The sequence below is a fragment of the Pseudoxanthomonas japonensis genome (assembly GCF_010093445.1).
Taxonomy (GTDB): Bacteria; Pseudomonadota; Gammaproteobacteria; order Xanthomonadales; family Xanthomonadaceae; genus Pseudoxanthomonas_A; species Pseudoxanthomonas_A japonensis.
Map to the genome: position 1 here is coordinate 41,260 of NZ_PDWW01000011.1, position 21,553 is coordinate 62,812.

Consider the following 21,553-nt stretch of genomic DNA (forward strand, 5'->3'; position numbering starts at 1 on the left):
GTTGATCCGCTTCAGGGGGAAGCATGTCGGGTTGGTATTACGCCGACCGGAACCGTGAGCAGCACGGTCCGGTCTCGTCTGATGAACTGGTCACCCACTTCCGTTACGGACGCATCGCGCTGGACAGCCTGGTCTGGCGCGAGGGCATGGCGCAGTGGCAACCGCTGCGCGATTTCGCCGACGAAATCGGCCTGAATCCCTCCCCCGTCGAGGCGGCCACCATGCCGCCCCCGGTCCCGTCCGCGCCTTCCGCGCCCGCCTCCGCCTCGCCGCATGACCGTCTGTTGCGCACACCCGTGGCGCCCGCCCCCAGGCCGCGCATGTCGGGCGGCAAGATCGCGCTGATCGTCATCGCCGTGCTGCTGGTGCCGTGCCTGGGCATCGGCGCGATCCTCGCCGCGATCTCGCTGCCCGCCTATCAGCAGTACACGCTGCGCACGAAGGTCACGCAGGCGATCACCGACAACGTCGGACTGCGCACCGACGTCAAAGCCTTCCTCGAGGCGGAAGGCCGCTGCCCGAGCAATGGCGAAGGCAACATCGGTACGCCCGAGCGCTACGCCAGCACCTACGTCACGCGCGCGACCGTCGGCGAGTTCGACGACGGCACCTGCGGGTTCGAGCTGGAGTTCGGCAACACCGGCAACGCGGAGATCGACGGCCGCAAACTGTGGTGGGACCTGGGCAGCGACAACAGCGAGTGGCACTGCTCGTCGGAGATCGACGACAAGTGGCTGCCGCTGGATTGCCGCGGCTGAACAACGTCAGCGTGGCGACGCGGGCCACGCTTTTCATCGGGGAATGATGCAATGACGCAGTGGTACTACGCCGACGCCAGCGGGCAGCGGCAGGGGCCGTTCTCGGCCGAGGAACTGGAAGGCCACGTGCGCCACGCGCGCCTGGGTGCGGCGTCGCTGGTGTGGCGCGAGGGGCTGCAGGACTGGCAGCCGCTGTCCAGCGTGGCGGCGGAACTCGGCCTGCCACTCGACGCGCCGGCCGCGCCCGCCATGGACGCCGTCGTGCCGGCGGCGGACGCGCCCTACACGCCGCCGACCGCCGACCTCGCTTCGTTCCAGCCGGTGGTCGCCGGCCACATCGTGCACGGCGGCCTGTGGAAGCGCTTCGCCGCCAGCTTCATCGACGGCATCGTCACCACTGTCGTCAGCTACGCGCTGATGATCCCGCTGATGCTGATCGGCGTGGGCGTGATGGGCGCCGGCGGCTCCGACAATCCGTTCGCCACCGGGGCCGGCCTCGCCTCGATGCTGGCGATCTATCCGATCCTGTTCCTCGCGCCGTGCGTCTACTTCGGCTGGATGCAGTCCTCGTCGCTGCAGGCCAGCCTGGGCAAACTGGCGGTGGGCATCAAGGTGACGCGTACCGACGGGCAGCGGATGAGCTTCTGGCGCGGCTTCCTGCGCTCGCTGGCCTACCTGGTCTTCACCATGGTCACCTGCGGCCTGGGCGTGCTGATTTCCGGCCTGATGGTGGCGTTCACCGACCGCAAGCAGGCACTGCACGACATGCTCTGCGACACCCTGGTGGTCGACAAGTGGGCCTTCACCGCATTCCCCGAGCGGCAGCGCGATGAGCTGGGCGTGGTCACCATCGTCATCCTGGTGCTGGCCGGGCTGATGATCTTCGGCAGCCTGGCGATCTACGGCGTCATGGGCGCGCTGATGATGAAGGGGCTGTCATGAGCCAGTGGTACTACGTCGATGCGCACCAGCAGCGCCACGGTCCGGTCGACCCCGGCAGGGTCGCCGACCTCTTCCGCGACGGCACCCTCACGCGGACATCGCTGGTCTGGCGCGAAGGCATGCAGGAGTGGACCGCACTGATCAACGTGGCACCGGAGTTGCGGCTGGACATGACGCCGCCGCTTCCACCCGTGCCCGAGACGACCGACGCACCGGTCACGGCCACGGCCACGGCCGAGGAAGTCCGCCCGCTCACGGGCCGCGCCGTGTTCACGGCAAGTGAGCCCACCTACGCACCCGCCGCCGCGCCGGTCGCGCATCCGGACGCCACGGTCACGACCGGCGACTCTCCCTACGCCGCACCGCACGCGGACATCGGCGCCCATGCTTATGCCCCCGCGGTGCGTGAGGGACACGTCGTCTACGCGGGCTTCTGGAAACGGGTGGCGGCCTGCCTCATCGACGGCTTCGCCCTCGGCATTCCGGTCGCCATCATCGTGACGATCGTCGGCGGCCTGCTGGGCTGGGGAAGCAGCTTCAGCGGCACCTTGTTGGGACGCAGCCAGTTCAATCCGGCCGAGACCGTCATGTCCTGGGTGTTGAGCGCGCTGGTGTTCGCCTGGTTCCATTCCAGCGCCGGCCTGTTGGCGACGCCCGGCAAGCTGGCCATCGGCATCAAGGTGGTCCGCACCGACGGCGGCCGGATCAGTTTCCTGCGCGGCTTCGCGCGCTACTGGGCGTACATGCTCAGCAGCCTGCTGTTGTGCATCGGCCTGCTGATGGCCGCCTTCACCGGCCGCAAGCAGGGCCTGCACGATTTCATGTGCGACACCCTGGTGGTCGACAAGTGGGCCTTCACGTCCCACCCGGAGCGGCAGCGCGATGAACTGGGCACGGTGGCCGTGGTCGTGCTGGTTCTGGGCGGCCTGCTGATCGTCGGCCTGCTTGTGCTCGCCGTGGCGGCCGGTTTCGCCATCGCCTCGATGGGCCGCTGAACCCGCCCCGGGGCGTGACCGGGGTCGCGGCCCCGGCGTCCGGCCCGGTACGGCGGCTTGACAGGCCGGCCCCGCCCGTGACACCACTATAAAAAGGAAATCTGAACGCCCGGGGCCCCCGCTCCGGGCGTCCGCTTCTCTGGCGCCCGCATCTGGGCCACCCTTGCCGGCCCCGGACGGCCCATCCGAACCCCTGAACCCCTGACATGCCCAAGCACCTGCTCATCGTCGAGTCGCCCGCCAAGGCCAAGACGATCAACAAATACCTCGGCAAGGACTTCACCGTCCTGGCGTCCTACGGCCACGTCCGTGACCTGGTGCCGAAGGAGGGGGCGGTGGACCCGGCCAACGGGTTCGCCATGCGCTACGACCTGATCGAGAAGAACGAAAAGCACGTCGACGCCATCGCCAAGGCCGCCAAGGGCGCCGACGACATCTTCCTGGCGACCGACCCGGACCGCGAAGGCGAGGCGATCAGCTGGCACATCGCGGAGATCCTGAAAGAGCGCGGCCTGCTGAAGGACAAGCCCCTGCACCGCGTGGTGTTCACCGAAATCACCCCGCGCGCCATCAAGGAAGCGATGACCCAGCCACGCCAGATCGCCGGCGACCTGGTCGATGCCCAGCAGGCGCGCCGTGCGCTGGACTACCTGGTCGGCTTCAACCTGTCGCCGGTGCTGTGGCGCAAGGTGCAGCGCGGCCTGTCCGCCGGCCGCGTGCAGTCGCCGGCACTGCGCATGATCGTCGAGCGCGAGGAAGAGATCGAAGCCTTCACCGCCCGCGAATACTGGAGCATCGAGGCGGAGTGCGCGCATCCGCGCCAGGCCTTCACCGCCAAGCTCACCAAGCTGGACGGCCAGAAGTTCGAGCAGTTCACCGTCACCGACGGCGACACCGCCGAGGCCGCCCGCCTGCGCATCCAGCAGGCTGCGCAGGGTGCCCTGCACGTCACCGACGTGACCAGCAAGGAACGCAAGCGCCGCCCGGCGCCGCCGTTCACCACCTCCACGCTGCAGCAGGAAGCCTCGCGCAAGCTCGGCTTCACCACCCGCAAGACCATGCAGGTGGCGCAGAAGCTGTACGAAGGCGTGGCCATCGGCGACGAAGGCACGGTCGGCCTGATCAGCTACATGCGTACCGACTCGGTCAGCCTGTCGCAGGATGCGCTGGCCGAGATCCGCGACGTTATCGCGCGCGACTACGGCACGCAGGCACTGCCGGACAAGCCGAACGTCTACGTCACCAAGTCGAAGAACGCGCAGGAAGCGCACGAAGCCGTCCGTCCGACCAGCGCACTGCGCACGCCCGCGCAGGTGGCCAAGTACCTCAGCGACGACGAGCGCAAGCTGTACGACCTGATCTGGAAGCGCGCCGTCGCCTGCCAGATGGTGCCGGCCACGCTCAACACCGTCAGCGTCGACCTCGCCGCCGGCAGCCAGCACAGTTTCCGCGCCAGTGGCACCACCGTGGTCGATCCCGGCTTCCTGGCTGTCTATGAGGAAGGCAAGGACACCAAGAACGCCGAAGACGACGACGAAGGCCGCAAGCTGCCGCCGATGAAGCCCGGCGACTCCGTGCCGCTGGACCGCATCCACGCCGACCAGCATTTCACCCAGCCGCCGCCGCGCTTCACCGAAGCCGCGCTGGTGAAGGCACTGGAGGAATACGGCATCGGCCGTCCGTCGACCTACGCCTCGATCATCCAGACGCTGATCTTCCGCAAGTACGTGGAAATGGAAGGCCGTGCGTTCAAGCCCAGCGACGTGGGCCGCGCGGTGTCCAAGTTCCTGTCAGGCCACTTCACCCGGTACGTCGACTACGACTTCACCGCCAAGCTGGAGGACGAGCTCGACGCCGTCTCGCGCGGCGAGGAAGAGTGGGTGCCGCTGATGGAGAAATTCTGGGGCCCGTTCAAGGAACTGGTGGACGAGAAGGCCGAGACCGTCGACCGCAGCGAAGCCACCGGCGCGCGCGAGCTCGGCAGCGATCCCAAGTCCGGCAAGCCGGTCAGCGTGCGCCTCGGCCGCTACGGGCCGTATGCGCAGATCGGCGACAAGGACACCGACGAGAAGCTGGAGTTCGCCTCGCTGCGTCCCGGCCAGTCGATGCACACCATCACCCTGGAAGACGCGCTGGAGCTGTTCAAGCTGCCGCGCAAGCTCGGCCAGGACAAGGACGAGGAGGTCAGCGTCGGCATCGGCCGCTTCGGCCCGTTCGCCAAGCGCGGCAGCACCTATGCATCGCTGAAGAAGGAAGACGATCCGTACACGATCGACCTGGCGCGCGCGGTGTTCCTGATCGAAGAGAAGGAAGAGATCGCGCGCAACCGCATCATCAAGGAATTCGACGGCAGCGACATCCAGGTGCTCAATGGCCGCTTCGGCCCGTACATCAGCGATGGCAAGCTCAACGGCAAGATCCCGAAGGACCGCGAGCCCGCCTCGCTGACCTTCGAGGAAGTGCAGAAGCTGCTCGAGGAAACCGGCAAGCCGGTGCGCAAGGGCTTCGGCAAGAAGGCGCCCGCCAAGAAGGCCGCGGTGAAGAAGGAAGCCGCGCCGAAGAAGGCCGCAGCCAAGAAAGCGCCAGCGAAGAAAGCCGCGAAGAAAGCCACCAAGAAGACCGCCACGAAGAAGGCCGCGACCAAGACGACGACGGTGAAGAAGGTCGCCTCCAAGGTGGTCGCCGGAGACGACGCGCCCTTCTGATTCCACCCAGACGCCCAGACCATGCCGATCGAAAGGACCATCGAGGAAGCCGCGGAAACGATCCGCAGCGGCGGCGTCGTCGCCTACCCCACCGAGGCCGTGTGGGGCCTGGGCTGCGATCCGTTCGACGAGGGCGCGGTACACCGCCTGCTGGCGATCAAGCAGCGACCGGTCGAGAAGGGCCTGATCCTCATCGCCGCCACGCTGGACCAGTTGAAGCCCCTGATCGACGTGTCGGCGGTGCCCACCGAGCGCCTGACCGAAGTGCTGTCCAGCTGGCCCGGCCCGCATACGTGGATCATGCCGGCGACCGTACAGGCGCCTCGCTGGGTCACCGGTGCGCACCGCGGCATCGCCGTACGGGTCAGCCAGCACACCATCGTCGTCGGCCTCTGCCAGGCCTACGGCGGCGCGCTGGTGTCGACCAGCGCCAACCTCAGCGGCCAACCCGCCGTCAGCGAACAGGCAGCGCTGGATCCCGCCCTGCTGGCGCGCGTCGACGCCGTCGTGCCGGGCGCGACCGGCGGCCTGGACCGCCCCACCGCCATCCGCGACGCACTGACGGGCCAGTCGCTGCGTGACTGACGGCCATACGGGCCGCGCCATCGCCTTTCCATCGACCGCTCCGGCGCGCACCATGGCGCCATGCACCTCGCCCTGCCCCTGCTGCTGGTCCTGCTGACGGCCGTGCCGTCCGCGGCGCGTGCGCAGGCGACCACGGGAAGCCAGGTGACCATCTACCGCTGCGTCGCCGCGAACGGCACGGTCGCCCTGCGCGACTCGCCTTGCCTGAAGGGCGAGAAGCAGGAAGTCCGCGCGATGCAGCGGCCGCAGGATCCGCCGCCGCGCCCCGCCGTCGCCGCCCCGGTGCCCGCACCGCAAGCCACGCCCACACCGGCTCCACCCGCGCGCGTCGTGTACCTCAGTCCGCCCAAGCCCATGTACGAGTGCACCACGCCCGAGGGTCGGGTCTATACGAGCGACAACGACGACGGCAATCCACGCTGGGTGCCGTATGGCGTGGGGTACGCCGCCTATCCGGCGTGGCCGCGCGCCAGCGGCGGCAGCGTGTCGGGCAGCGTCTCGATCGGCAACGGCAATCTGTCGTTCGAAAGCGGCGACCGTCGTCCTCCGCGTCCCCCGGGAGGCGGCGGCCATCATCACGGCCCGGTGATCGTGCCTGGCGGCGCCTGGGTACGCGATGCCTGCCATCCGCTGCCGCAGGAAGAAGTCTGCGCACGCCTGTCCGACCGGCGCTACGAGATCCTCCGCCGCTACGGCGCCGCACTGCCCAGCGAACGCCGCACGCTAGACTTGGAGCAGCGCGGCATCGATGCGCGCCTGGCCAACGACTGCAGGTAATGATGAGCCCCACCGTCCGCACCTTCGCCCGCCTGCTGCTTGCGCTGTCGTGCGTCATCTCCGGCATCGCCACCGCGACGGCCGCCGACATCACCATATACCGGTGCACCGACGCCAGCGGCGCACTGACCCTGCAGAACGCGCCCTGTCCCAAGGGCATGAAGCAGGAAGCCCGGACCATGCAGGGCGTGAACAGCGTGCCGATGGCGCCCGGCCAGACGGGTACCGCGCCGCCACCGGCCACCGCGCCCGCCGCACCCGCTCCTGCGACGACGCCCGCCACGGACGTCGTCACGCCGCCCGCGACGCCAAGCCCCGACATCCGACGCCTGCCGCCGCCCGTCATGTTCCAGTGCACGACCTACGACAAGGGCCGCTACGTCACCGAAGATCCCGAACCGGCGTCCCGCTGCGTCGCGCTGCAGACCATCGGGCTGGACGGCAACCCGCAGTCCGGGGCCGGCCAGGCCTGCGAAGTGGTGCGCGACGTCTGCGCGCGCGTACCCGACGGCGCGCTGTGCGATGCGTGGAAGCAGCGCCGCGACGAAACCGAAGTCGCCTTCCGCTTCGCCCGCCCCGAGAACGCCGAGAAGAACCGCGCCGAGTACGAACGCGTCGCGCGCATCGTCGCCGAGAGCAGCTGCCGGCAGTAGGCGGTACTCAACCGCGCGTGCCCCTCATGCCGTCATGCATGAACTGCAGGTCCAGCGCATGCACGCAGGCGAAGCCACCCACACCCACCACCAGCAAGACCACCAGGCACGCCAGCAGGCCGCGCGTGATCCATCGCTTCATGTCCGCTCCCGCTTCCGTCGATGCAGCCACGCTACGCATCGCGTGTAAAACGAACGTCAATCGCGCCGGCGGCGGTGGCCCGGCCCAGCATTGCGGACACGCGTGAGGCCCCTGCGCACGGCACGCTCGCTAGAATCGACGGTTTCCCACCGCAAGGACCTCCGATGCCGCACGACCCGATGCCTCGCCTGCTGCGCGAAATGCGCCTGTTGCGCCTGTACGCCGGTGCGCTGACCCTCGCCTTCGTCGCCGTGCTGCTGACGGCCTTCAAGGCACCGGATCCGCACTTCGAACGTCTGTCGGTCGAGCGGCTGGACATCGTGGATGCCGATGGCGCCACGCGCATGGTGCTGGCCAACCAGCAGCGCTTTCCGCCGCCCATGTTGAACGGCGAGACGTTCAAGCGCGCGGTCACGCCCGCGGGGCTGGTGTTCTACGACCGCAAGGGCAACGAAGTGGGTGGGCTGGCGCTGACCGACGTGGAGGCCGGCAAGATCTCCGCGCTCGCCTTCGACAATCCGAACATGGATGCCATCGGCCTGATGACGCGCATCGGCGCCGACGGCGAGCCGATCAGCAGTGGCCTGCAGATCAACCAGGCCGTGCCGTCGCATGTGAAGGTACTGGACGCCGCGAAACAGGCCACGCGCCGCATCGCCATCCAGAACGACCGCAACGATGCCGAGATCCTGCTGGCCGACGCCAGCGGCAAGGACCGCATCCGCCTGCGCGTGGACCGCGCCGGCGACGCGCGCATCGAAGTGCTGGATGCCGACGGCCGCGTGGTGTTCAGTGCGCCGGAGGCGGCGACCCGGACGCCGTAGCGCAGGTACGCGACGCGCGACTGCCGTGCGCGCATCGCCTCACACTCGGGCATGGCTTCCAGCCCATGAAAGCGTGCGCTCGCGACGCGTAACGTCATCCGCATTCCGGCGAGGGCGTGCGCGATGGCGACATGGATGAAGCGGTTGGCGCTGGTGTCCGCACTGGCCGTCGCGGCGGTGATCGGACTGGTGGTGTTCGGTGGTTTCCGCCTGAAGGATCCGCAGGGAAACATCGCGTTCGGCTGGGATGCGGACGCGCGGCGTTTCCAGATCATGGAAAAGCCGATGCTGGCCGCGGAAGGCCCGCACGTCTTCCTCCACGACGGCGGCTACGAAGTGCTCGCCACGCAGCAGGATGCGGATGCCTGGCGACTGGTCCGCACGCAGCTGCCCGCATCGCCATTGCCGACGCTCACCGTGCAGGTCGGCAATGCATCGAAGACGCGCTTCCAAGTGACGCTGCGGCCGGCATCGCCCGCACGCAGCGCGGTGCACGCCGACAATCCTCCGCGCCTGCTGATGCTGTCGGACATCGAGGGCGAGTTCGACAGGCTCACCTCGCTGCTGCGCGCGAACGGCGTCATCGACGACGCCCTGCACTGGCGCTACGGCGACGGCCATGTCGCGCTGGTCGGCGACTTCGTCGACCGCGGCGACGACATGACCGCGGTGCTGTGGCTGATCTACCGGCTTCAGGCGGAAGCAGATGCCACCGGTGGACGCGTCCACTACGTGCTGGGCAACCATGAGCACCTCGCGATGTCGGGCCGCAAGAAGTACTGGCCCGGCGGCCTGGTCGCGTTCGCCACCGCCCTGGGCGACGACGGCGACGAGCGCCTGTTTTCCTCACAGTCCGTGCTCGGCGAATGGCTGGCGGAACAGCCGGTGATCGCGCGCGTTGGCGACCATCTGTTCGTCCACGGCGGCATCAGTGGGGACGTACTGGCACTCGACCTGGACATCGACCAGATCAACGCCCTCGCGCAACCGCACCTGCATGCCGAACCGGAGAGCCTGCAGGGCGACGCCGACACCCTGCTCGGCCGCACCGGCCTGACCTGGTACCGCGGCATGGCGATGCCGGACGACGCGAAGCAGCGTCGCGAAGCCGATCCCGCCGCCCACCTGCAACGAGTCCTTGCCCGCTACGGCGTCAAGCGCCTCGCCATCGGCCACACGCTGGTGCCGGACATCACGCTGGAGCAGCAGGGGCGCCTGCTGCGTCTGGATGTGCACCACGCCGAGCAAACCCCGCAGGCCGCGCTATACGAGGGCGACGAACTGTGGCGCGTGGATGCGGCCGGCGGACGTGTACGTCTGCAATGACGATCATCTGCGGTGACGCCGACAGACCTGCGGCGTGATGGTGTACTGCAGTCGCCGGCTTGGATCCGATGCAATCCGCTCGGCATCGCCGAACGCGGCGTATGCGAAATGGCCGGTCAACGCTGCGCCCGGTTCGATCCGCGTTCTACCGCAGCCGCCGGGGCAATAGACGCTGAGGAGAGAGCTCTTCACCGCCAGCAGACCGTCCATAGTCGACAGCGATACGACGGGGCTCTCGACCACCAGCGTCCCTTCGGACGATGGCCAGTCGTGCGCCCCCACGCACAGCGCGCGATCGTGGTGCGATTGCAGTACGACATCGAATCGGCGCTTGGCCGGGTTGTCGGTGACAGTGAGGCTGTATGCGTCCGACGTGAGCAGCGTGGACGTCGAGGCGCACGCCGCCGTCACCAGAGCGAGCATGCTGGCCAACATGCGGCATACGACGTGTGGCAGACGACGGCTCAGAACCCGTACCGCAGGAACCCGCCATCCACCGCGATGCATTCGCCGGTGACGTAGCTGGCGGCGGGCAGACAGAGAAAGGCGACAGCGGCGGCAACCTCTTCCGGCTCGCCGATCCGGCGCATCGGCGTGCGCGCGACGACTTCGTCGTAGTAGTCCGCATCGGACAGCGGGCCGGAGGTGCGGCGCGTGCGGATGTACCACGGCGCCACCGCGTTGACGCGCACGCCGTCCTCGGCCCATTCGGCGGCGAGGTTGCGGGTGAGCTGGTGCAGCGCGGCCTTGGTCATGCCGTAGGGGGCGCCGCTGCGCACGGCGGTGATCCCAGACACGCTACCGACGTTGACGATGCTCGAGGCCGCATGCCGCGTCAGCAGCGGATGCGCATAGCGCGACAGCTCGAATGCCGAGAACAGGTTGGTCTCGAAGATGCCGCGCCACTCGTCCTCGGTGTAGTCCACCGCGGCACGGGTGACGTTGCCGCCGGCATTGTTGACCAGGATGTTGAGGCCGTCGCCGTGGTCTTCCACCCAGTCGAGGATGGCGCGGCGGTCTTCGTCGTCGGCCACGTCGGCGGCCAGCGTGGCGATGGTGCGTTCAGGGAACTCGTCTGCCAGGTCCGTGCGCGCGTCCTGCAGCGCATCCTCGTCGCGCGCCACCATCAGCACGTCCGCGCCGAAGCCGAGCAATTCGCGTGCGATCGCCATCCCGATGCCCGCGCTGGCACCGGTCACCAGTGCCAGTTGCCCTTCCAGTCGCCACCGGTTCGCCGCCACATGCGCCTCCTTCATCGAAGGGCGTAGCATAGCGCCACGTCACAGGAGGACCGTCGCCATGACCCGGCTCCGCCTCACCCTGCTCGCCATCGCATTGCTGGCCTGCGCCGCCTGCCGCGCACCCGAGCCACCGCCCACCGACGATCCACCGGAACCTCAGGCGGCGCCCGAGACCGCCTGAGTCCTGCGGATCATCGCCACACGGCGCGGATGGCGCCGCATGGCACGCGACGTCGCCCGTCGGCATCCGACACCCCGACACGCAACGGGCCGCGCGGTTGCCCACGCGGCCCGTCGATCACGCGTTGTCGGGTGGACTCAGAACCCGCAGAAGCAGTACGCCAGGCTCTTCACCGGGGCGCCGTTGCGGTCGTTCACCGCCTCGTCGACGAAGCGCAGCTGCGCTTCCATCTCCGGCAGGCTGCGCGCCAGCAGCGCGCGGGCGAAATCGGAGTCCTTCAACCAAGCCGCACCGATGCGGCTGCCGGCGAAGCCGCCCATGAACTGCGAGAACGGCGAGGACATCTTCTCGATGTAGCGCACGCGGTACTTGTCCGGCTCGCCCAGCTTGGCGCGCTTGGCCGCGTCGGCCACCGCCGCGTCGAAGCCGGCGAGTTCGTCGACCAGCCCGCGCTCCTTCGCCTGCGCACCGCTCCACACGCGACCGCGCGCGACGGCATCGATCTCTTCGACCGGCTTCTTGCGCGCTTCGGCGACCTTGCCGGTGAAATCGGCATAGCCCTTGTCGATGACCGACTGGATCACCTGGCCCACGGCCGGGTCCAGCGGACGGGTGATGTCGAACGCGCCGGCGAAGCGGGTGGTGCCCACGCCGTCGGTGCGCACGCCGATCTTCTCCAGCGTGCGCGGCACGGTGGGGATCACGCCGAAGATGCCGATCGAACCGGTGATCGTGGACGGATCGGCATAGATGCGGTCGGCATTCATGCTGATCCAGTAGCCGCCGGACGCGGCCAGGTCGCCCATCGAGACGACCACCGGCTTGCCGGCCTTCTTCAGCGCCGCCACTTCGCGGCGGATCTGTTCGGAGGCGTACACGCCGCCGCCCGGCGAATCCACGCGCAGCACCACGGCCTTCACGTCGTCGTCGTCGCGCGCCTCGCGCAGCAGCGCCGAGGTGGACAGGCCACCGACGCGGCCGGCCGGCTGGTCGCCATCGGTGATCTCGCCTTCGGCCACGACTACGGCGACCTGCGGACGCTTGTCGAGCGGATTGATCTTGGCGTCGAGGTGGGTCAGGTAACCGGCCAGGCCGACCGCACGGAAGCCGGTGTCGGAATCCTCATCGGCCACGCCACGCTCGATCAGCAGGTTCTCGACTTCTTCCTGCGTTTTCAGGCCATCGACGAGCTTCTGCTGCAGCGCGTACTTGGCCAGGTCGCCACCGGCGGCGGCAATGCCTTCGGGCAGCGTGTCGATGCCGGCGGCCAGCGCTTCCGGCGTGGTCTTGCGGACCTTGGCTATGTCGGCCAGCAAGCGCTGCCACACGTCGTTCATCCAGAACAGGTCGGCTTCCTTGGCTTCCTTCGACGCGCCATCCAGCACGTAGGGCTCGGCGGCCGACTTGTACTCGCCCACCTTGAACAGGTGCACGTCCACGCCGAGCTTTTCCTGCAGGCCTTCGCGGTAGTACTGGCGGTAGCGGCCCAGGCCCTCCAGCATCAGGCTGCCCATCGGGTCGAGATAGACCTCGTCGGCCTGCGCGGCCAGCAGGTACTGCGTCTGGCTGATGTTCTCGCCGAAGGCGACGATCTGCTTGCCGGAGGCACGGAACTTCGCGAGCGCCGCGGCGACTTCACGCAGCGAGGCGTAGCCGGTGGGCTGCAGCTGGTCCACGCGCAACAGCATGCGCTCGATCTTGTCGTCCTTCTGCGCGGCCTCGATGGCGCGCAGCAGGTCGCGCAGCTGCACTTCCTCGGCGCTCTTGTCGCCGAACGCCTTGGCCAGCGCGCGCGTGGCGGGATCGGTGGTGAACTGCTCGACCAGGCGGCCTTCCGGCGCCAGCACGAAGGTGGTGCGCTCCATCATCGGCTTCACCCCGCCACTGCCGGCGGCGATGACGAACACGATGAAGACCAGGAACAGCAACCCGAAGAAGATCAGGTTGAGGACCAGCTTGCGGGTGAAGTTCATCACGTCCCACAGGCCGACGAAGAAGGCGACGATGGGGCTGCGACGCGGCGGGGGTGCGACTTGGTTCATGGAAAACTCCGGGAAACTGGGGCCACTGTAGCGTGCGCGTGTGAGGGTTTCATGCCCCGTTGGTCACCGTGACCGGGGCGGGAGACGCGGACCAGCGCCGGCTGCTGCGCTCGAAGCGCCAGCCCAGCAGCACGGCCGCGGCGGTCAGGCCGACGATCAGGCCCAGCCACATGCCCTGCGGGCCCCAGCCGAGGCCCAGGCCCAGCCCGGCGCCCAGCGGCATGCCCAGGCCCCAGTACGAGACCACCGCCAGCCACATGGGCACGCGGGTGTCCTTCAGTCCGCGCAGCGCGCCGGCCGACAGCACCTGGATGCCGTCGGGGAACTGGAACGCCGCGGCGAACAGCAGCAGCGTGCCCGCCAACGCGGCCACCGCCAGGTCGTCGGTGTACAGCGACACCACCAGGTCGTGGCCGAGCAGCAGGAACAGCGCCGAGATCGCCTGCGTGGCCAGCACGATGACGTAGCCCGCGTGCGCGGCGCGGCGGATGCCCGGCGTGTTGCCCGCGCCCACCGCATGGCCCACGCGCACCGTGGTGGCCTCGGCCACGCCCATCGGGATCATGAAGCACAGCGCCGACACGTTGATGGCGATCTGGTGCGCCGCCGCCGGGATGGCGCCGAGGCGCGCGATCAGCAGCGCGGTGACGATGAAGAGGCTGCCCTCCATCAGCACGGTGATGCCGATCGGCAGGCCGGTGCGCAGCAGCTGCATGATCGGCGCGCGGCGCGGCGGATCGAACCGCGCGAACAGCTGCAGGTCGGCGAAGCGGCGCGCACGCGTCAGGTAGATCGCGAAGGCGATCGCCTGCAGCCACATGGTCAGCGCCGAGGCGATGCCCAGCCCGCCCGCGCCCAGCTCCGGAAAGCCGAACTTGCCGAACGCCAGCACGTAGCCCACCGGCGCCAGCACCAGCAGGCCGCCGAAGCCGAGGATCATGGTCGGCAGCGTCCAGTGCGTGCCTTCGCTGAGGTAGCGCATGCAGAAGTAGAACGTCAGCGCCGGCACGCCCCAGCGGATGCCGTGCAGAAAGGCGGTGGCGCCGGGAATGATGTCGGGCGCGATGCCGAACGCGGCCAGCGCGTACGGCGCCACGCTGAGGAAGGCGAACATCAGCAGGCCCAGGCCCAGCGACAGCCACAGCGCCTGGCAGAACAACGGGCCGATCTCGGCGCGCCGCTTGGCGCCGTCGAGCTGCGAGACCGACGCGGTCAGCGAGATCAGCGTGCCGATCGGCACCATCATCGGCAGCCACAGCAGCGCGGTGCCCACCGTCACCGCCGCCAGCGTGGCCGTGGCGTGGTGGCCGGCGATGACGTTGTCGACGAAGCCGATCAGGCCGGTGGACACGTGGCCCAGCACCAGCGGCAAAGCGAGCGTGCCCGTGGCGCGCACTTCCTGGCCGAAGCGCGGGGTCGGGGAGGGGGAGACGGACATGAGGATCAACCGCCGGACTGCGGTCGCGCGGCATCGCGCTGGCACCGGGTCACGGGAGGCCGGTATCTTACCCGCTCGCCCGCCGCGCCACCCGAACGCCCCATGACCCCATCGCACGATGCCGACGCCGTGCACGCCAGCGCGTGCGACAACTGCAGGACGCCGCTGCAGGGCGGCTTCTGCCACGTCTGCGGACAGAACGCGCACAACCCGCTGCGCAGCTTCGGGCATGCGGTGGAAGAGGTGTTCGAATCGTTCTGGCACCTGGACGGGCGCATCTTCCGCACCCTCCGCACCCTGCTCTCGCCCGGCAAGCTGGCCAACGCCTACCTAGCAGGCCACCGCGCGCCGTACGTGGCGCCGCTGCGGCTGTTCGTCATCGTCAGCGTGCTGACGTTCTTCGTCGCCAGGCTGACCCTGCATATCGGCGAAGTGAGGCTGCCGGAGCCGCCACCGACCGCGGACGGCCAGACCAACCTGGTCGCCAAGCCGGACGAATCCGGCATCAGCTTCGCCAGGCAGGCCACGGTCGAAGCCGTCATCAAGGAGCGCGACCGCACCCTGGAAGGCCTGGTGGCGGCACGGACCACGCTTCCTCCCGGCCTGGGCTTCGTGCGCGAGCGCATGGACCAGAACATCTTCGCCACCCAGCGACTGGCGCGCGAACGGATTATCCAGTTGCAACCGGATCATCCGGCATTGGCGCAACCCGATCCGTATCCGGAGGGCAAGCCGCTGCCGGAGGTGCCGCAAGGCTCGCTGATCTCGATCGGCGACAAGCCGTTCGACGCCCAGAGCAACCCGGTGAAGATCGGCTGGCTACCCGATTTCGCCAACGGCTGGATCAACAGGAAGCTGGCGCGTGCCGAGCAGAACATGCCGCGCGTGGCGGAGGACCCCGAGTATTTCTTCACCCGTCTGATCGGCTCGGTACCGTCGGCGCTGTTCGTGCTCGTGCCCGTCTTCGCCCTGCTGCTGAAACTCGCCTACATCGGGACGCGGCGCGTCTATCTGGAGCACTTGGTCGTGGCGCTGTACAGCCATGCCTACCTGTGCCTCTGCATCCTGGCGCTGTGCCTCACCCAGGCGCTCGGCAGCGTGATTGCGACGGACAGTTTCTGGTGGAAGATCCCCTACTGGACGGTGCTGACGGCGATCCTGGTGTGGATGCCGATCTACCTGCTGAAGATGCAGCAGCGCGTGTACCGGCAGCACAAGATCGTCACGCTGATCAAGTTTTCGGTGCTGGGCGCGCTGTACTTCATGATGCTGCTGACGGCGCTGATCTTCCTGACGCTGACGACCTGGGTAAACGCCTAGCGACGTAGCGTGCGCCATGCGCACGCGGTGACTTATGTGGTCCTGCGAATGGCGCACGCCACGGTGGAGCGCGGCTAACGGTCCCGTCGCTGCCGCAGCCACGCGCGGCGCTGGCCCTCGGGCACGGCCAGCAACGCACGACGGAACCCCTCGCGATCCTGCGGCGGAAGACGCTGTGCCAGCGCAGCAAGGTCGTCGCGCTGTTCCGCATCCAGGCGCCGCAGCAATGCGAGCAGTCCATCGCGCTCTTCCGGCGGAACGTACGCGAACAGCGGCTGCAGTCGCGGCCAGTCCGCACCGAGTTCCGGTCCCAGCCGCCAGCCCTGCCGCTGCATGCCGTCCAGCACGCTGAACTGCGTGCGCAGCGCGGCCTGGTGCTCCGGCGGCAGCGCCGCGATCTCGCTGGCGGCGGCACGCAGGCGTGCACGCTGCACCTCGTCCAGGGCACGCCAGGCGGCATAGCGCGCGCGCCGGTCCTCACGCTCGTGCCTCGGCAAGGCATCCCACGCCGACCGGCGCTGCTGCCAGTCGGCCTGCGCGGCCGGCGACATCGCGGCCCAGCGGGTGGCATTCGCGGCATCCTGCGCGGACGACGCGGCAATGCCCACCACGACGGCAAGGCCTGCCATCACGCAGGCTGCGGCACGGCGCCTGCGGTCAACGCGCATCTGCCCCTCCTGCATCCGCATCGGGCGAAGGCGCCGCGGTGGCACCGGCACCCGCGACATACCAGGCCAGGAAATCCGCCTCGCGCGCGCGCGCTTCATCGTCGGCGTCCGTGAGGAGCTGGAAATCCGGGTGCGAGGCAGGCGCGACCGCTTCGGCCGGGGCTGGCAGCGGCGTGTTGTCGGCGGGAAGCGCGGTCGATGTGATCACCGGATCGGGCGGCAGTGGCGATACGCCGTCTTCGTCGGTCGGAATCGCCTGTGGCAACGCGGACGACGTCGACAATCCGGAACCGCGCCACCACCACAGGCCGCCCACCAGCGCAGCCAGCAGGACAAGGGCCGACAGGATCCACGGCCAGCGCCGGGGCGTCCGCGCAACGACCGGCGCGGGCGCCTTGGCCTCGACAGGCGGCAACCGCGTGCCGGCGAGTGCGTCCTCGCGCAGGCGCGTGAGCGTGGCCAGCCGATCATCGGGCAGTTCGCGAAGATGCTGCTGGATGGCGTCGGCCAAGGCGCGCCAGGCACCGGCATCGGGGTGGCCCAGGCTGTCCCGCGGACAGGCGCGGGCCAGCGCGTCGCGGTAGGCCGCGCCATCGAGGCCCAGGGCGTCGGCCGCCTCCGCCTCCTGCAGCCCCCCGGCGAGGCGCAGCAGCAAGGCCGCGCGGTCCGCGGTGGCGGGACGGGCCAGGGCGGCGAACGCGTCGGGCCACTGGGCGGCAGGACCGTCGGCGCGCAATTGCGGCGTCGCCGCCAGCAGCGCCCAGAAGCGCACCGGCCAGTCCGCCATCGGCAGGGCGGCGGCCTTGCCGCGGAACGCACGCAGGGCCGCGGCAAGGGCCACGTCGCCGCGATCGGCATTGCCGCATTGGAGTTCGGCGAACACGGCCCCCCGGCGTTCGCAGCCGCGGAGGAAGGCGGCAAGCGCGGCGGGCGCGGGAGAAGACGAGGCGGGGGAAGAGACCATCTTGGAACCGGTTGCGGACGTGCCGATCATAGTCACCCGGGGCGCCCGTACGGATGCTTGACAGGGCGTCGAAATCTGCTCTCCCCGGCGGCACAAGGGTTTCGGCGAAAAACGTTGTGCACAGCAGTCACCGATCTGTCATCCACTGCCCCCGTGAATCGGACCGATGCCATATGTCAATCGCGTTTCACGCCCAAGTGTCTGATTACATTGAATAAAGCCGTGCTGGCACTTTTTTGGCCAACCCGGTCCGGAGGCTTATGGAAGCGCCGTCGCGCCGTGAAGCATTCCCGCCATGCACAGATTTATCCACAGCAGGTGTGGATAAACCGGAATCTCCTTCAGGGATCAGCACTTGCGTGAATTTCGTCAAGATTCTGACAGGACATGGACGCAACTGCGTGAGATGTGACCCGCGCCCGGACGGGCCGATACACTGCCCGGAATGCCGCCCGTTTCCGTCCTCCAGGTCGCCCTGCCCGTGCCGCTGCCACGGCTGTTCGACTATCTGCCACCGCCCGGTCTCGTCACCTCGCTCGGGGACGTCGGCAAGCGGGTGAAGGTGATGTTCGGCAACCGGTCACTGACCGGTCTCGTCGCCCAGGTCGGCCCGCCAGCCGACCCTACCCTCGAGCTGCGCCCGGCCGATGCCCTGCTGGACGATGCGCCCTTGCTGCGGGGCGAGTTGCTCGACTCGCTGCACTGGCTGGCCCGCTACACCCACGCCCCGCTGGGCGAGGTGGTCGCGACCGCGCTGCCCACCGCGCTGCGCCAGGGCGATCCGTTGCCCGACACCCATGCCTGGCACTGGCGCCTGACCGAAGCCGGCCAGTTGCAGCGCGACCGCCTGCGCACCGGCAGCCGGCCGCGCCGCCTGGCCGACCTGCTGGCGGAGCACTCTTCGCTCGACGAAGACGTGCTGGACCTGCACCTGGACAGCGGCCGCGCCACCGCCCGCGATCTGGGCAAGCGCGGCCTCGCCGAACGCTACCCCGCAGCCGCCGCGCAGATGGCGCCCGCGCCTCGACCCGGGCCAGCGCTCAACGAGGAACAACAGGCCGCCGCCGAGGCGATCGTCGGCACGACCGGTTTCGGCGCCCTGCTGCTCGACGGCGTGACCGGCAGCGGCAAGACCGAGGTCTACCTGCATGCCATCACCGACTGCCTGCGTCGCGGGCGGCAGGCGCTGGTGCTGGTGCCGGAGATCGGCCTGACCCCGCAGACGCTGTCGCGCTTCCGCGAGCGCCTGGGTGTGCCGGTGCACGCGCTGCATTCCGGCCTCAACGACGGCGAGCGCGCCCGCACGTGGGCGGCCTGCCTGCGCGGCGAGGCGCGCGTCATCGTCGGAACACGCTCGGCGGTGTTCACGCCGTTGCCGGAGGCCGGACTGATCGTGATCGACGAAGAGCACGACGGCAGCTACAAGCAGCAGGACGGCATCCGCTACCACGCGCGCGATTTCGCGCTGGTGCGCGGCAAGGCGCTCGACGTGCCCGTGGTGCTGGGCAGTGCGACGCCGTCGCTGGAAACGCTGCACAACGCGCGCACGGGCCGCTACGTGCACCTGCGCCTGTCGCGCCGCGCGGGCGAGGCGCAGCCGCCGACCGTCCGCGTGCTCGACGTCCGCAAGCGCCTGCAACAGGCGGGCCTGCTGGCCGACACGCTGCAGGCGATCCGCCAGGCGCTGGACGCCGGCGGCCAGGTGCTGGTGTTCAAGAACCGCCGCGGCTACGCGCCCGTGCTGCTGTGCCACGACTGCGGCTGGAGCGCGCACTGCAAACGCTGCGACAGCCCGATGACCGTGCATGCCGGTGGCAAGCGTCTGCAATGCCATCACTGCGGCGCGCGCCAGGCGGCGCCGCCCGCGTGTCCCGACTGCGGTGGACTGGCCTTGCAGCCGCAGGGCATCGGCACGGAACGGCTGGAGGAACTGCTGACCGAACAGTTCACCGACGTGCCCGTGCTGCGCGTCGATCGCGGCACCACCCAGAAGCGCGACGGTCTGGCGCAGCAGCTGGCGAAGCTGGGCGATGCGCCCGGCATCCTCGTCGGCACGCAGATCCTGGCCAAGGGCCACGACCTGCCGCACCTGACGCGCGTGGCGGTCGTCGGCGTGGACGAAGGCCTGTTCTCCACCGATTTCCGTGCCGGCGAGAAGCTGGCGCAACAGCTGATCCAGGTGGCCGGTCGCGCAGGGCGCGCGGGCAAGCGCGGCGACGTGTGGCTGCAGACGCACCATCCCGACCATCCGCTTTTGAACACGCTGATCAGCGGCGGCTACCACGCGTTCGCCGAGGCGGAGCTCGAGCAGCGGCGCATGGCCGGCTTCCCGCCGTTCGCGCACCTCGCCCTGTTGCGCGCCGAAGCCCAGCATGTCGACGCCGCGCAGCAGTTCCTGCAGGCAGCGAAGCAGGCGCTGCGCCGGCACGACGAGACGCTCGAAATGCACGGTCCGCTGCTGGCGCCGATGCCACGCCGCGCCGGCCTGCACCGCGTGCAGCTGTTGCTGACCTCGCCCGAGCGCCGCACGCTGCATCGCACGCTCGCTCTCGCCCTGCCGGACATCCACGCCCTGCCGGAAGCGCGCCGCACGCGCTGGTCGCTCGATGTCGATCCCATGGACCTCTATTGATGACGCAGACGCCACGTACCGCCCTGACCCCCACCCAGCGGCTGCGCAGCATCTTCAGCGGTTCGGTCGGCAATCTGGTGGAGTGGTACGACTGGTACGTGTACGCGGCGTTCTCGCTGTACTTCGCCGAGGTGTTCTTCCCCGGCGGGGATCGCACCAGCCAGTTGCTGAAGACGGCGGTGATCTTCGCGGTGGGTTTCCTGATGCGTCCGCTCGGGGGCTGGCTGCTCGGACGCTATGCCGACCGCCACGGCCGCAAGCGCGCCCTGATGCTGTCGGTGGTGATGATGTGCGGCGGCTCGCTGATCATCGCCTGCACGCCGGGCTACGCGAGCATCGGTATCGCCGCGCCGATCCTGCTGGTGCTGGCACGGCTGCTGCAGGGCCTGTCGGTCGGCGGCGAGTACGGCACGTCGGCGACCTATCTCAGCGAGATGGCCACGCGCGAGCACCGCGGCTTCTGGTCGAGCTTCCAGTACGTCACCCTGGTAATGGGCCACCTGATCGCGCTGGGTGTGCTGATCGCCTTGCAGCGCGTGTTCCTCACCGACGACCAGCTGCGCGAGTGGGGCTGGCGCATTCCGTTCGCGATCGGCGCGGTCGCGGCGCTGGTGGCGCTGTGGCTGCGCCGGAACATGGTGGAAACCGAGTCGTTCCAGCGCAACGATGCGGCGACGACGGGACAGCAGCGCACCGAGGGCACGCTGCGTGCACTGATGCGGCACCCGCGCGCCGTGTTCGCGGTGGTCGGCCTGACCATGGGCGGCACGCTGGCGTTCTATACGTACACCACCTACGTGCACAAGTTCCTGGTCAACAGCGCCGGCATGGCGGCCGAGACGGCCAGCCTGATCAATGCGTCCACGCTGTTCTTCTACATGCTGCTGCAACCGGTGGTGGGCGCGCTGTCGGACAAGATCGGGCGGCGGCGCATCCTGATCGCGTTCGGCGTGCTTGGCACGTTGTGCACCGTGCCCATCCTCAGCCAGCTGCAGGACGTGCAGAGCGCCACGCAGGCCTTCTGGCTGGTGATGGCGGCGCTGGTGATCGTCAGCGGCTACACCGCGATCAATGCGGTGGTGAAGGCCGAACTGTTCCCGGTCGAGATCCGCGCGCTCGGCGTCGGCCTGCCGTATGCGCTGACCGTGGCGATCTTCGGCGGCACCGCCGATGCGGTGGCGCTGTGGTTCAAGCGCATCGGTCACGAAACCGGCTTCTACTGGTACGTCACCGCCTGCATCGCCTGCTCGCTGCTGGTGTACCTGTGGATGCCGGACACGCGCGAGACGTCGCTGATCGATCGCGACCCGGCCTGAGCCACGCGCGACGCATGCGACAATCGCATGCGGTGACAGGAGAA

General features: G+C 69.1%; 20 protein-coding genes. 13 read left to right on the top strand and 7 right to left on the bottom strand.

Going from position 1 to position 21,553, the window contains the following annotated elements:
* Positions 1-23 precede the first annotated feature (23 nt).
* The 7 genes from CSC78_RS09510 (at position 24) to CSC78_RS09540 (ending at position 7,415) form a co-directional block, all read left to right on the top strand.
* The gene (locus tag CSC78_RS09510; RefSeq protein WP_162337672.1) at positions 24-758 is read left to right on the top strand and encodes a GYF domain-containing protein; all 735 of its coding nucleotides are present in this window, start codon (positions 24-26) and stop codon (positions 756-758) included.
* A gap of 51 nt (positions 759-809) precedes the next feature.
* Positions 810-1,700, top strand: coding sequence for an RDD family protein (locus CSC78_RS09515; protein WP_162337673.1), 891 nt, complete (start codon positions 810-812; stop codon positions 1,698-1,700).
* Positions 1,697-2,695, top strand: a complete 999-nt coding sequence (locus CSC78_RS09520) for an RDD family protein (protein WP_162337674.1) — start codon at positions 1,697-1,699, stop codon at positions 2,693-2,695. The genes CSC78_RS09515 and CSC78_RS09520 overlap by 4 nt, the downstream gene beginning before the upstream one ends.
* Before the next feature lie 206 nt (positions 2,696-2,901).
* Positions 2,902-5,400 carry a DNA topoisomerase I gene (locus CSC78_RS09525; RefSeq protein ID WP_162337675.1) on the top strand — a complete coding sequence of 833 codons (2,499 nt, stop codon included), beginning with the start codon at positions 2,902-2,904 and terminating at the stop codon, positions 5,398-5,400.
* 21 nt (positions 5,401-5,421) lie between these two features.
* Positions 5,422-5,985, top strand: a complete 564-nt coding sequence (locus CSC78_RS09530) for an L-threonylcarbamoyladenylate synthase (protein WP_162337676.1) — start codon at positions 5,422-5,424, stop codon at positions 5,983-5,985.
* 60 nt (positions 5,986-6,045) lie between these two features.
* Positions 6,046-6,762 (top strand): hypothetical protein, encoded by a 717-nt coding sequence (locus CSC78_RS09535; protein ID WP_162337677.1) that lies wholly within the window; start codon positions 6,046-6,048, stop codon positions 6,760-6,762.
* A gap of 2 nt (positions 6,763-6,764) precedes the next feature.
* The gene (locus CSC78_RS09540) at positions 6,765-7,415 is read left to right on the top strand and encodes a DUF4124 domain-containing protein (protein WP_162337678.1); all 651 of its coding nucleotides are present in this window, start codon (positions 6,765-6,767) and stop codon (positions 7,413-7,415) included.
* Between the two features lie 7 nt (positions 7,416-7,422).
* Here the strand turns inward: CSC78_RS09540 and CSC78_RS19175 are convergent, their stop codons facing one another.
* Entirely contained in the window at positions 7,423-7,557 is a 135-nt protein-coding gene (locus tag CSC78_RS19175) for a hypothetical protein (RefSeq protein ID WP_274379351.1), read from the bottom strand.
* A gap of 164 nt (positions 7,558-7,721) precedes the next feature.
* Here CSC78_RS19175 and CSC78_RS09545 point away from each other — a divergent pair, with 164 nt between their 5' ends.
* Positions 7,722-8,381 carry a hypothetical protein gene (locus tag CSC78_RS09545; protein WP_162337679.1) on the top strand — a complete coding sequence of 220 codons (660 nt, stop codon included), beginning with the start codon at positions 7,722-7,724 and terminating at the stop codon, positions 8,379-8,381.
* Between the two features lie 123 nt (positions 8,382-8,504).
* Positions 8,505-9,707, top strand: a complete 1,203-nt coding sequence (locus tag CSC78_RS09550; protein WP_162337680.1) for a metallophosphoesterase — start codon at positions 8,505-8,507, stop codon at positions 9,705-9,707.
* Positions 9,708-9,710: 3 nt separating this feature from the next.
* Here CSC78_RS09550 and CSC78_RS09555 read toward each other — a convergent pair whose 3' ends face one another.
* Both CSC78_RS09555 and CSC78_RS09560 read right to left on the bottom strand, forming a co-directional pair.
* The gene (locus tag CSC78_RS09555) at positions 9,711-10,130 is read right to left on the bottom strand and encodes a hypothetical protein (protein WP_162337681.1); all 420 of its coding nucleotides are present in this window, start codon (positions 10,128-10,130) and stop codon (positions 9,711-9,713) included.
* 41 nt (positions 10,131-10,171) lie between these two features.
* Complete coding sequence (locus CSC78_RS09560; protein ID WP_162337682.1) at positions 10,172-10,948, bottom strand: SDR family oxidoreductase; 777 nt, start codon at positions 10,946-10,948, stop codon at positions 10,172-10,174.
* Positions 10,949-11,006: 58 nt separating this feature from the next.
* Here CSC78_RS09560 and CSC78_RS19180 point away from each other — a divergent pair, with 58 nt between their 5' ends.
* Entirely contained in the window at positions 11,007-11,129 is a 123-nt protein-coding gene (locus CSC78_RS19180) for a hypothetical protein (protein WP_274379352.1), read from the top strand.
* A 137-nt stretch (positions 11,130-11,266) separates the two neighbouring features.
* On the opposite strand, the gene sppA is transcribed toward CSC78_RS19180, so the two are convergent.
* Both sppA and CSC78_RS09570 read right to left on the bottom strand, forming a co-directional pair.
* A complete protein-coding gene (gene sppA, locus CSC78_RS09565) occupies positions 11,267-13,171 on the bottom strand; it encodes a signal peptide peptidase SppA (RefSeq protein ID WP_162337683.1) in 1,905 nt (634 codons plus the stop codon).
* A gap of 49 nt (positions 13,172-13,220) precedes the next feature.
* Positions 13,221-14,609: an MATE family efflux transporter gene (locus CSC78_RS09570; protein WP_162337684.1), complete on the bottom strand. Its 1,389-nt coding sequence runs from the start codon at positions 14,607-14,609 to the stop codon at positions 13,221-13,223.
* A gap of 102 nt (positions 14,610-14,711) precedes the next feature.
* Here CSC78_RS09570 and CSC78_RS09575 point away from each other — a divergent pair, with 102 nt between their 5' ends.
* Positions 14,712-15,929 carry a DUF3667 domain-containing protein gene (locus tag CSC78_RS09575; RefSeq protein ID WP_162337685.1) on the top strand — a complete coding sequence of 406 codons (1,218 nt, stop codon included), beginning with the start codon at positions 14,712-14,714 and terminating at the stop codon, positions 15,927-15,929.
* Between the two features lie 74 nt (positions 15,930-16,003).
* Here CSC78_RS09575 and CSC78_RS09580 read toward each other — a convergent pair whose 3' ends face one another.
* Both CSC78_RS09580 and CSC78_RS09585 read right to left on the bottom strand, forming a co-directional pair.
* Positions 16,004-16,597: a DUF3106 domain-containing protein gene (locus tag CSC78_RS09580; RefSeq protein ID WP_162337686.1), complete on the bottom strand. Its 594-nt coding sequence runs from the start codon at positions 16,595-16,597 to the stop codon at positions 16,004-16,006.
* Complete coding sequence (locus tag CSC78_RS09585) at positions 16,587-17,561, bottom strand: hypothetical protein (protein WP_162337687.1); 975 nt, start codon at positions 17,559-17,561, stop codon at positions 16,587-16,589. Before CSC78_RS09585 ends, CSC78_RS09580 begins: the two co-directional genes overlap by 11 nt.
* A 445-nt stretch (positions 17,562-18,006) precedes the next feature.
* On the opposite strand from CSC78_RS09585, the gene CSC78_RS09590 reads away from it, so the two are divergent.
* Positions 18,007-20,193: a primosomal protein N' gene (locus CSC78_RS09590; protein WP_162337688.1), complete on the top strand. Its 2,187-nt coding sequence runs from the start codon at positions 18,007-18,009 to the stop codon at positions 20,191-20,193.
* Positions 20,193-21,509 (top strand): MFS transporter, encoded by a 1,317-nt coding sequence (locus CSC78_RS09595; protein ID WP_162337689.1) that lies wholly within the window; start codon positions 20,193-20,195, stop codon positions 21,507-21,509. The genes CSC78_RS09590 and CSC78_RS09595 overlap by 1 nt, the downstream gene beginning before the upstream one ends.
* Positions 21,510-21,553 lie beyond the last annotated feature (44 nt).

Coding starts and splice junctions, on each gene's coding strand:
- CSC78_RS09510 (WP_162337672.1), top strand. CDS start 24: ATGTCGGGTTGGTATTACGCCGACCGGAACCGTGAGCAGCACGGTCCG.
- CSC78_RS09515 (WP_162337673.1), top strand. CDS start 810: ATGACGCAGTGGTACTACGCCGACGCCAGCGGGCAGCGGCAGGGGCCG.
- CSC78_RS09520 (WP_162337674.1), top strand. CDS start 1,697: ATGAGCCAGTGGTACTACGTCGATGCGCACCAGCAGCGCCACGGTCCG.
- CSC78_RS09525 (WP_162337675.1), top strand. CDS start 2,902: ATGCCCAAGCACCTGCTCATCGTCGAGTCGCCCGCCAAGGCCAAGACG.
- CSC78_RS09530 (WP_162337676.1), top strand. CDS start 5,422: ATGCCGATCGAAAGGACCATCGAGGAAGCCGCGGAAACGATCCGCAGC.
- CSC78_RS09535 (WP_162337677.1), top strand. CDS start 6,046: ATGCACCTCGCCCTGCCCCTGCTGCTGGTCCTGCTGACGGCCGTGCCG.
- CSC78_RS09540 (WP_162337678.1), top strand. CDS start 6,765: ATGAGCCCCACCGTCCGCACCTTCGCCCGCCTGCTGCTTGCGCTGTCG.
- CSC78_RS19175 (WP_274379351.1), bottom strand. CDS start 7,557: ATGAAGCGATGGATCACGCGCGGCCTGCTGGCGTGCCTGGTGGTCTTG.
- CSC78_RS09545 (WP_162337679.1), top strand. CDS start 7,722: ATGCCGCACGACCCGATGCCTCGCCTGCTGCGCGAAATGCGCCTGTTG.
- CSC78_RS09550 (WP_162337680.1), top strand. CDS start 8,505: ATGGCGACATGGATGAAGCGGTTGGCGCTGGTGTCCGCACTGGCCGTC.
- CSC78_RS09555 (WP_162337681.1), bottom strand. CDS start 10,130: ATGCTCGCTCTGGTGACGGCGGCGTGCGCCTCGACGTCCACGCTGCTC.
- CSC78_RS19180 (WP_274379352.1), top strand. CDS start 11,007: ATGACCCGGCTCCGCCTCACCCTGCTCGCCATCGCATTGCTGGCCTGC.
- sppA (WP_162337683.1), bottom strand. CDS start 13,171: ATGAACCAAGTCGCACCCCCGCCGCGTCGCAGCCCCATCGTCGCCTTC.
- CSC78_RS09570 (WP_162337684.1), bottom strand. CDS start 14,609: ATGTCCGTCTCCCCCTCCCCGACCCCGCGCTTCGGCCAGGAAGTGCGC.
- CSC78_RS09575 (WP_162337685.1), top strand. CDS start 14,712: ATGACCCCATCGCACGATGCCGACGCCGTGCACGCCAGCGCGTGCGAC.
- CSC78_RS09580 (WP_162337686.1), bottom strand. CDS start 16,597: ATGCGCGTTGACCGCAGGCGCCGTGCCGCAGCCTGCGTGATGGCAGGC.
- CSC78_RS09585 (WP_162337687.1), bottom strand. CDS start 17,561: ATGGTCTCTTCCCCCGCCTCGTCTTCTCCCGCGCCCGCCGCGCTTGCC.
- CSC78_RS09590 (WP_162337688.1), top strand. CDS start 18,007: ATGCCGCCCGTTTCCGTCCTCCAGGTCGCCCTGCCCGTGCCGCTGCCA.
- CSC78_RS09595 (WP_162337689.1), top strand. CDS start 20,193: ATGACGCAGACGCCACGTACCGCCCTGACCCCCACCCAGCGGCTGCGC.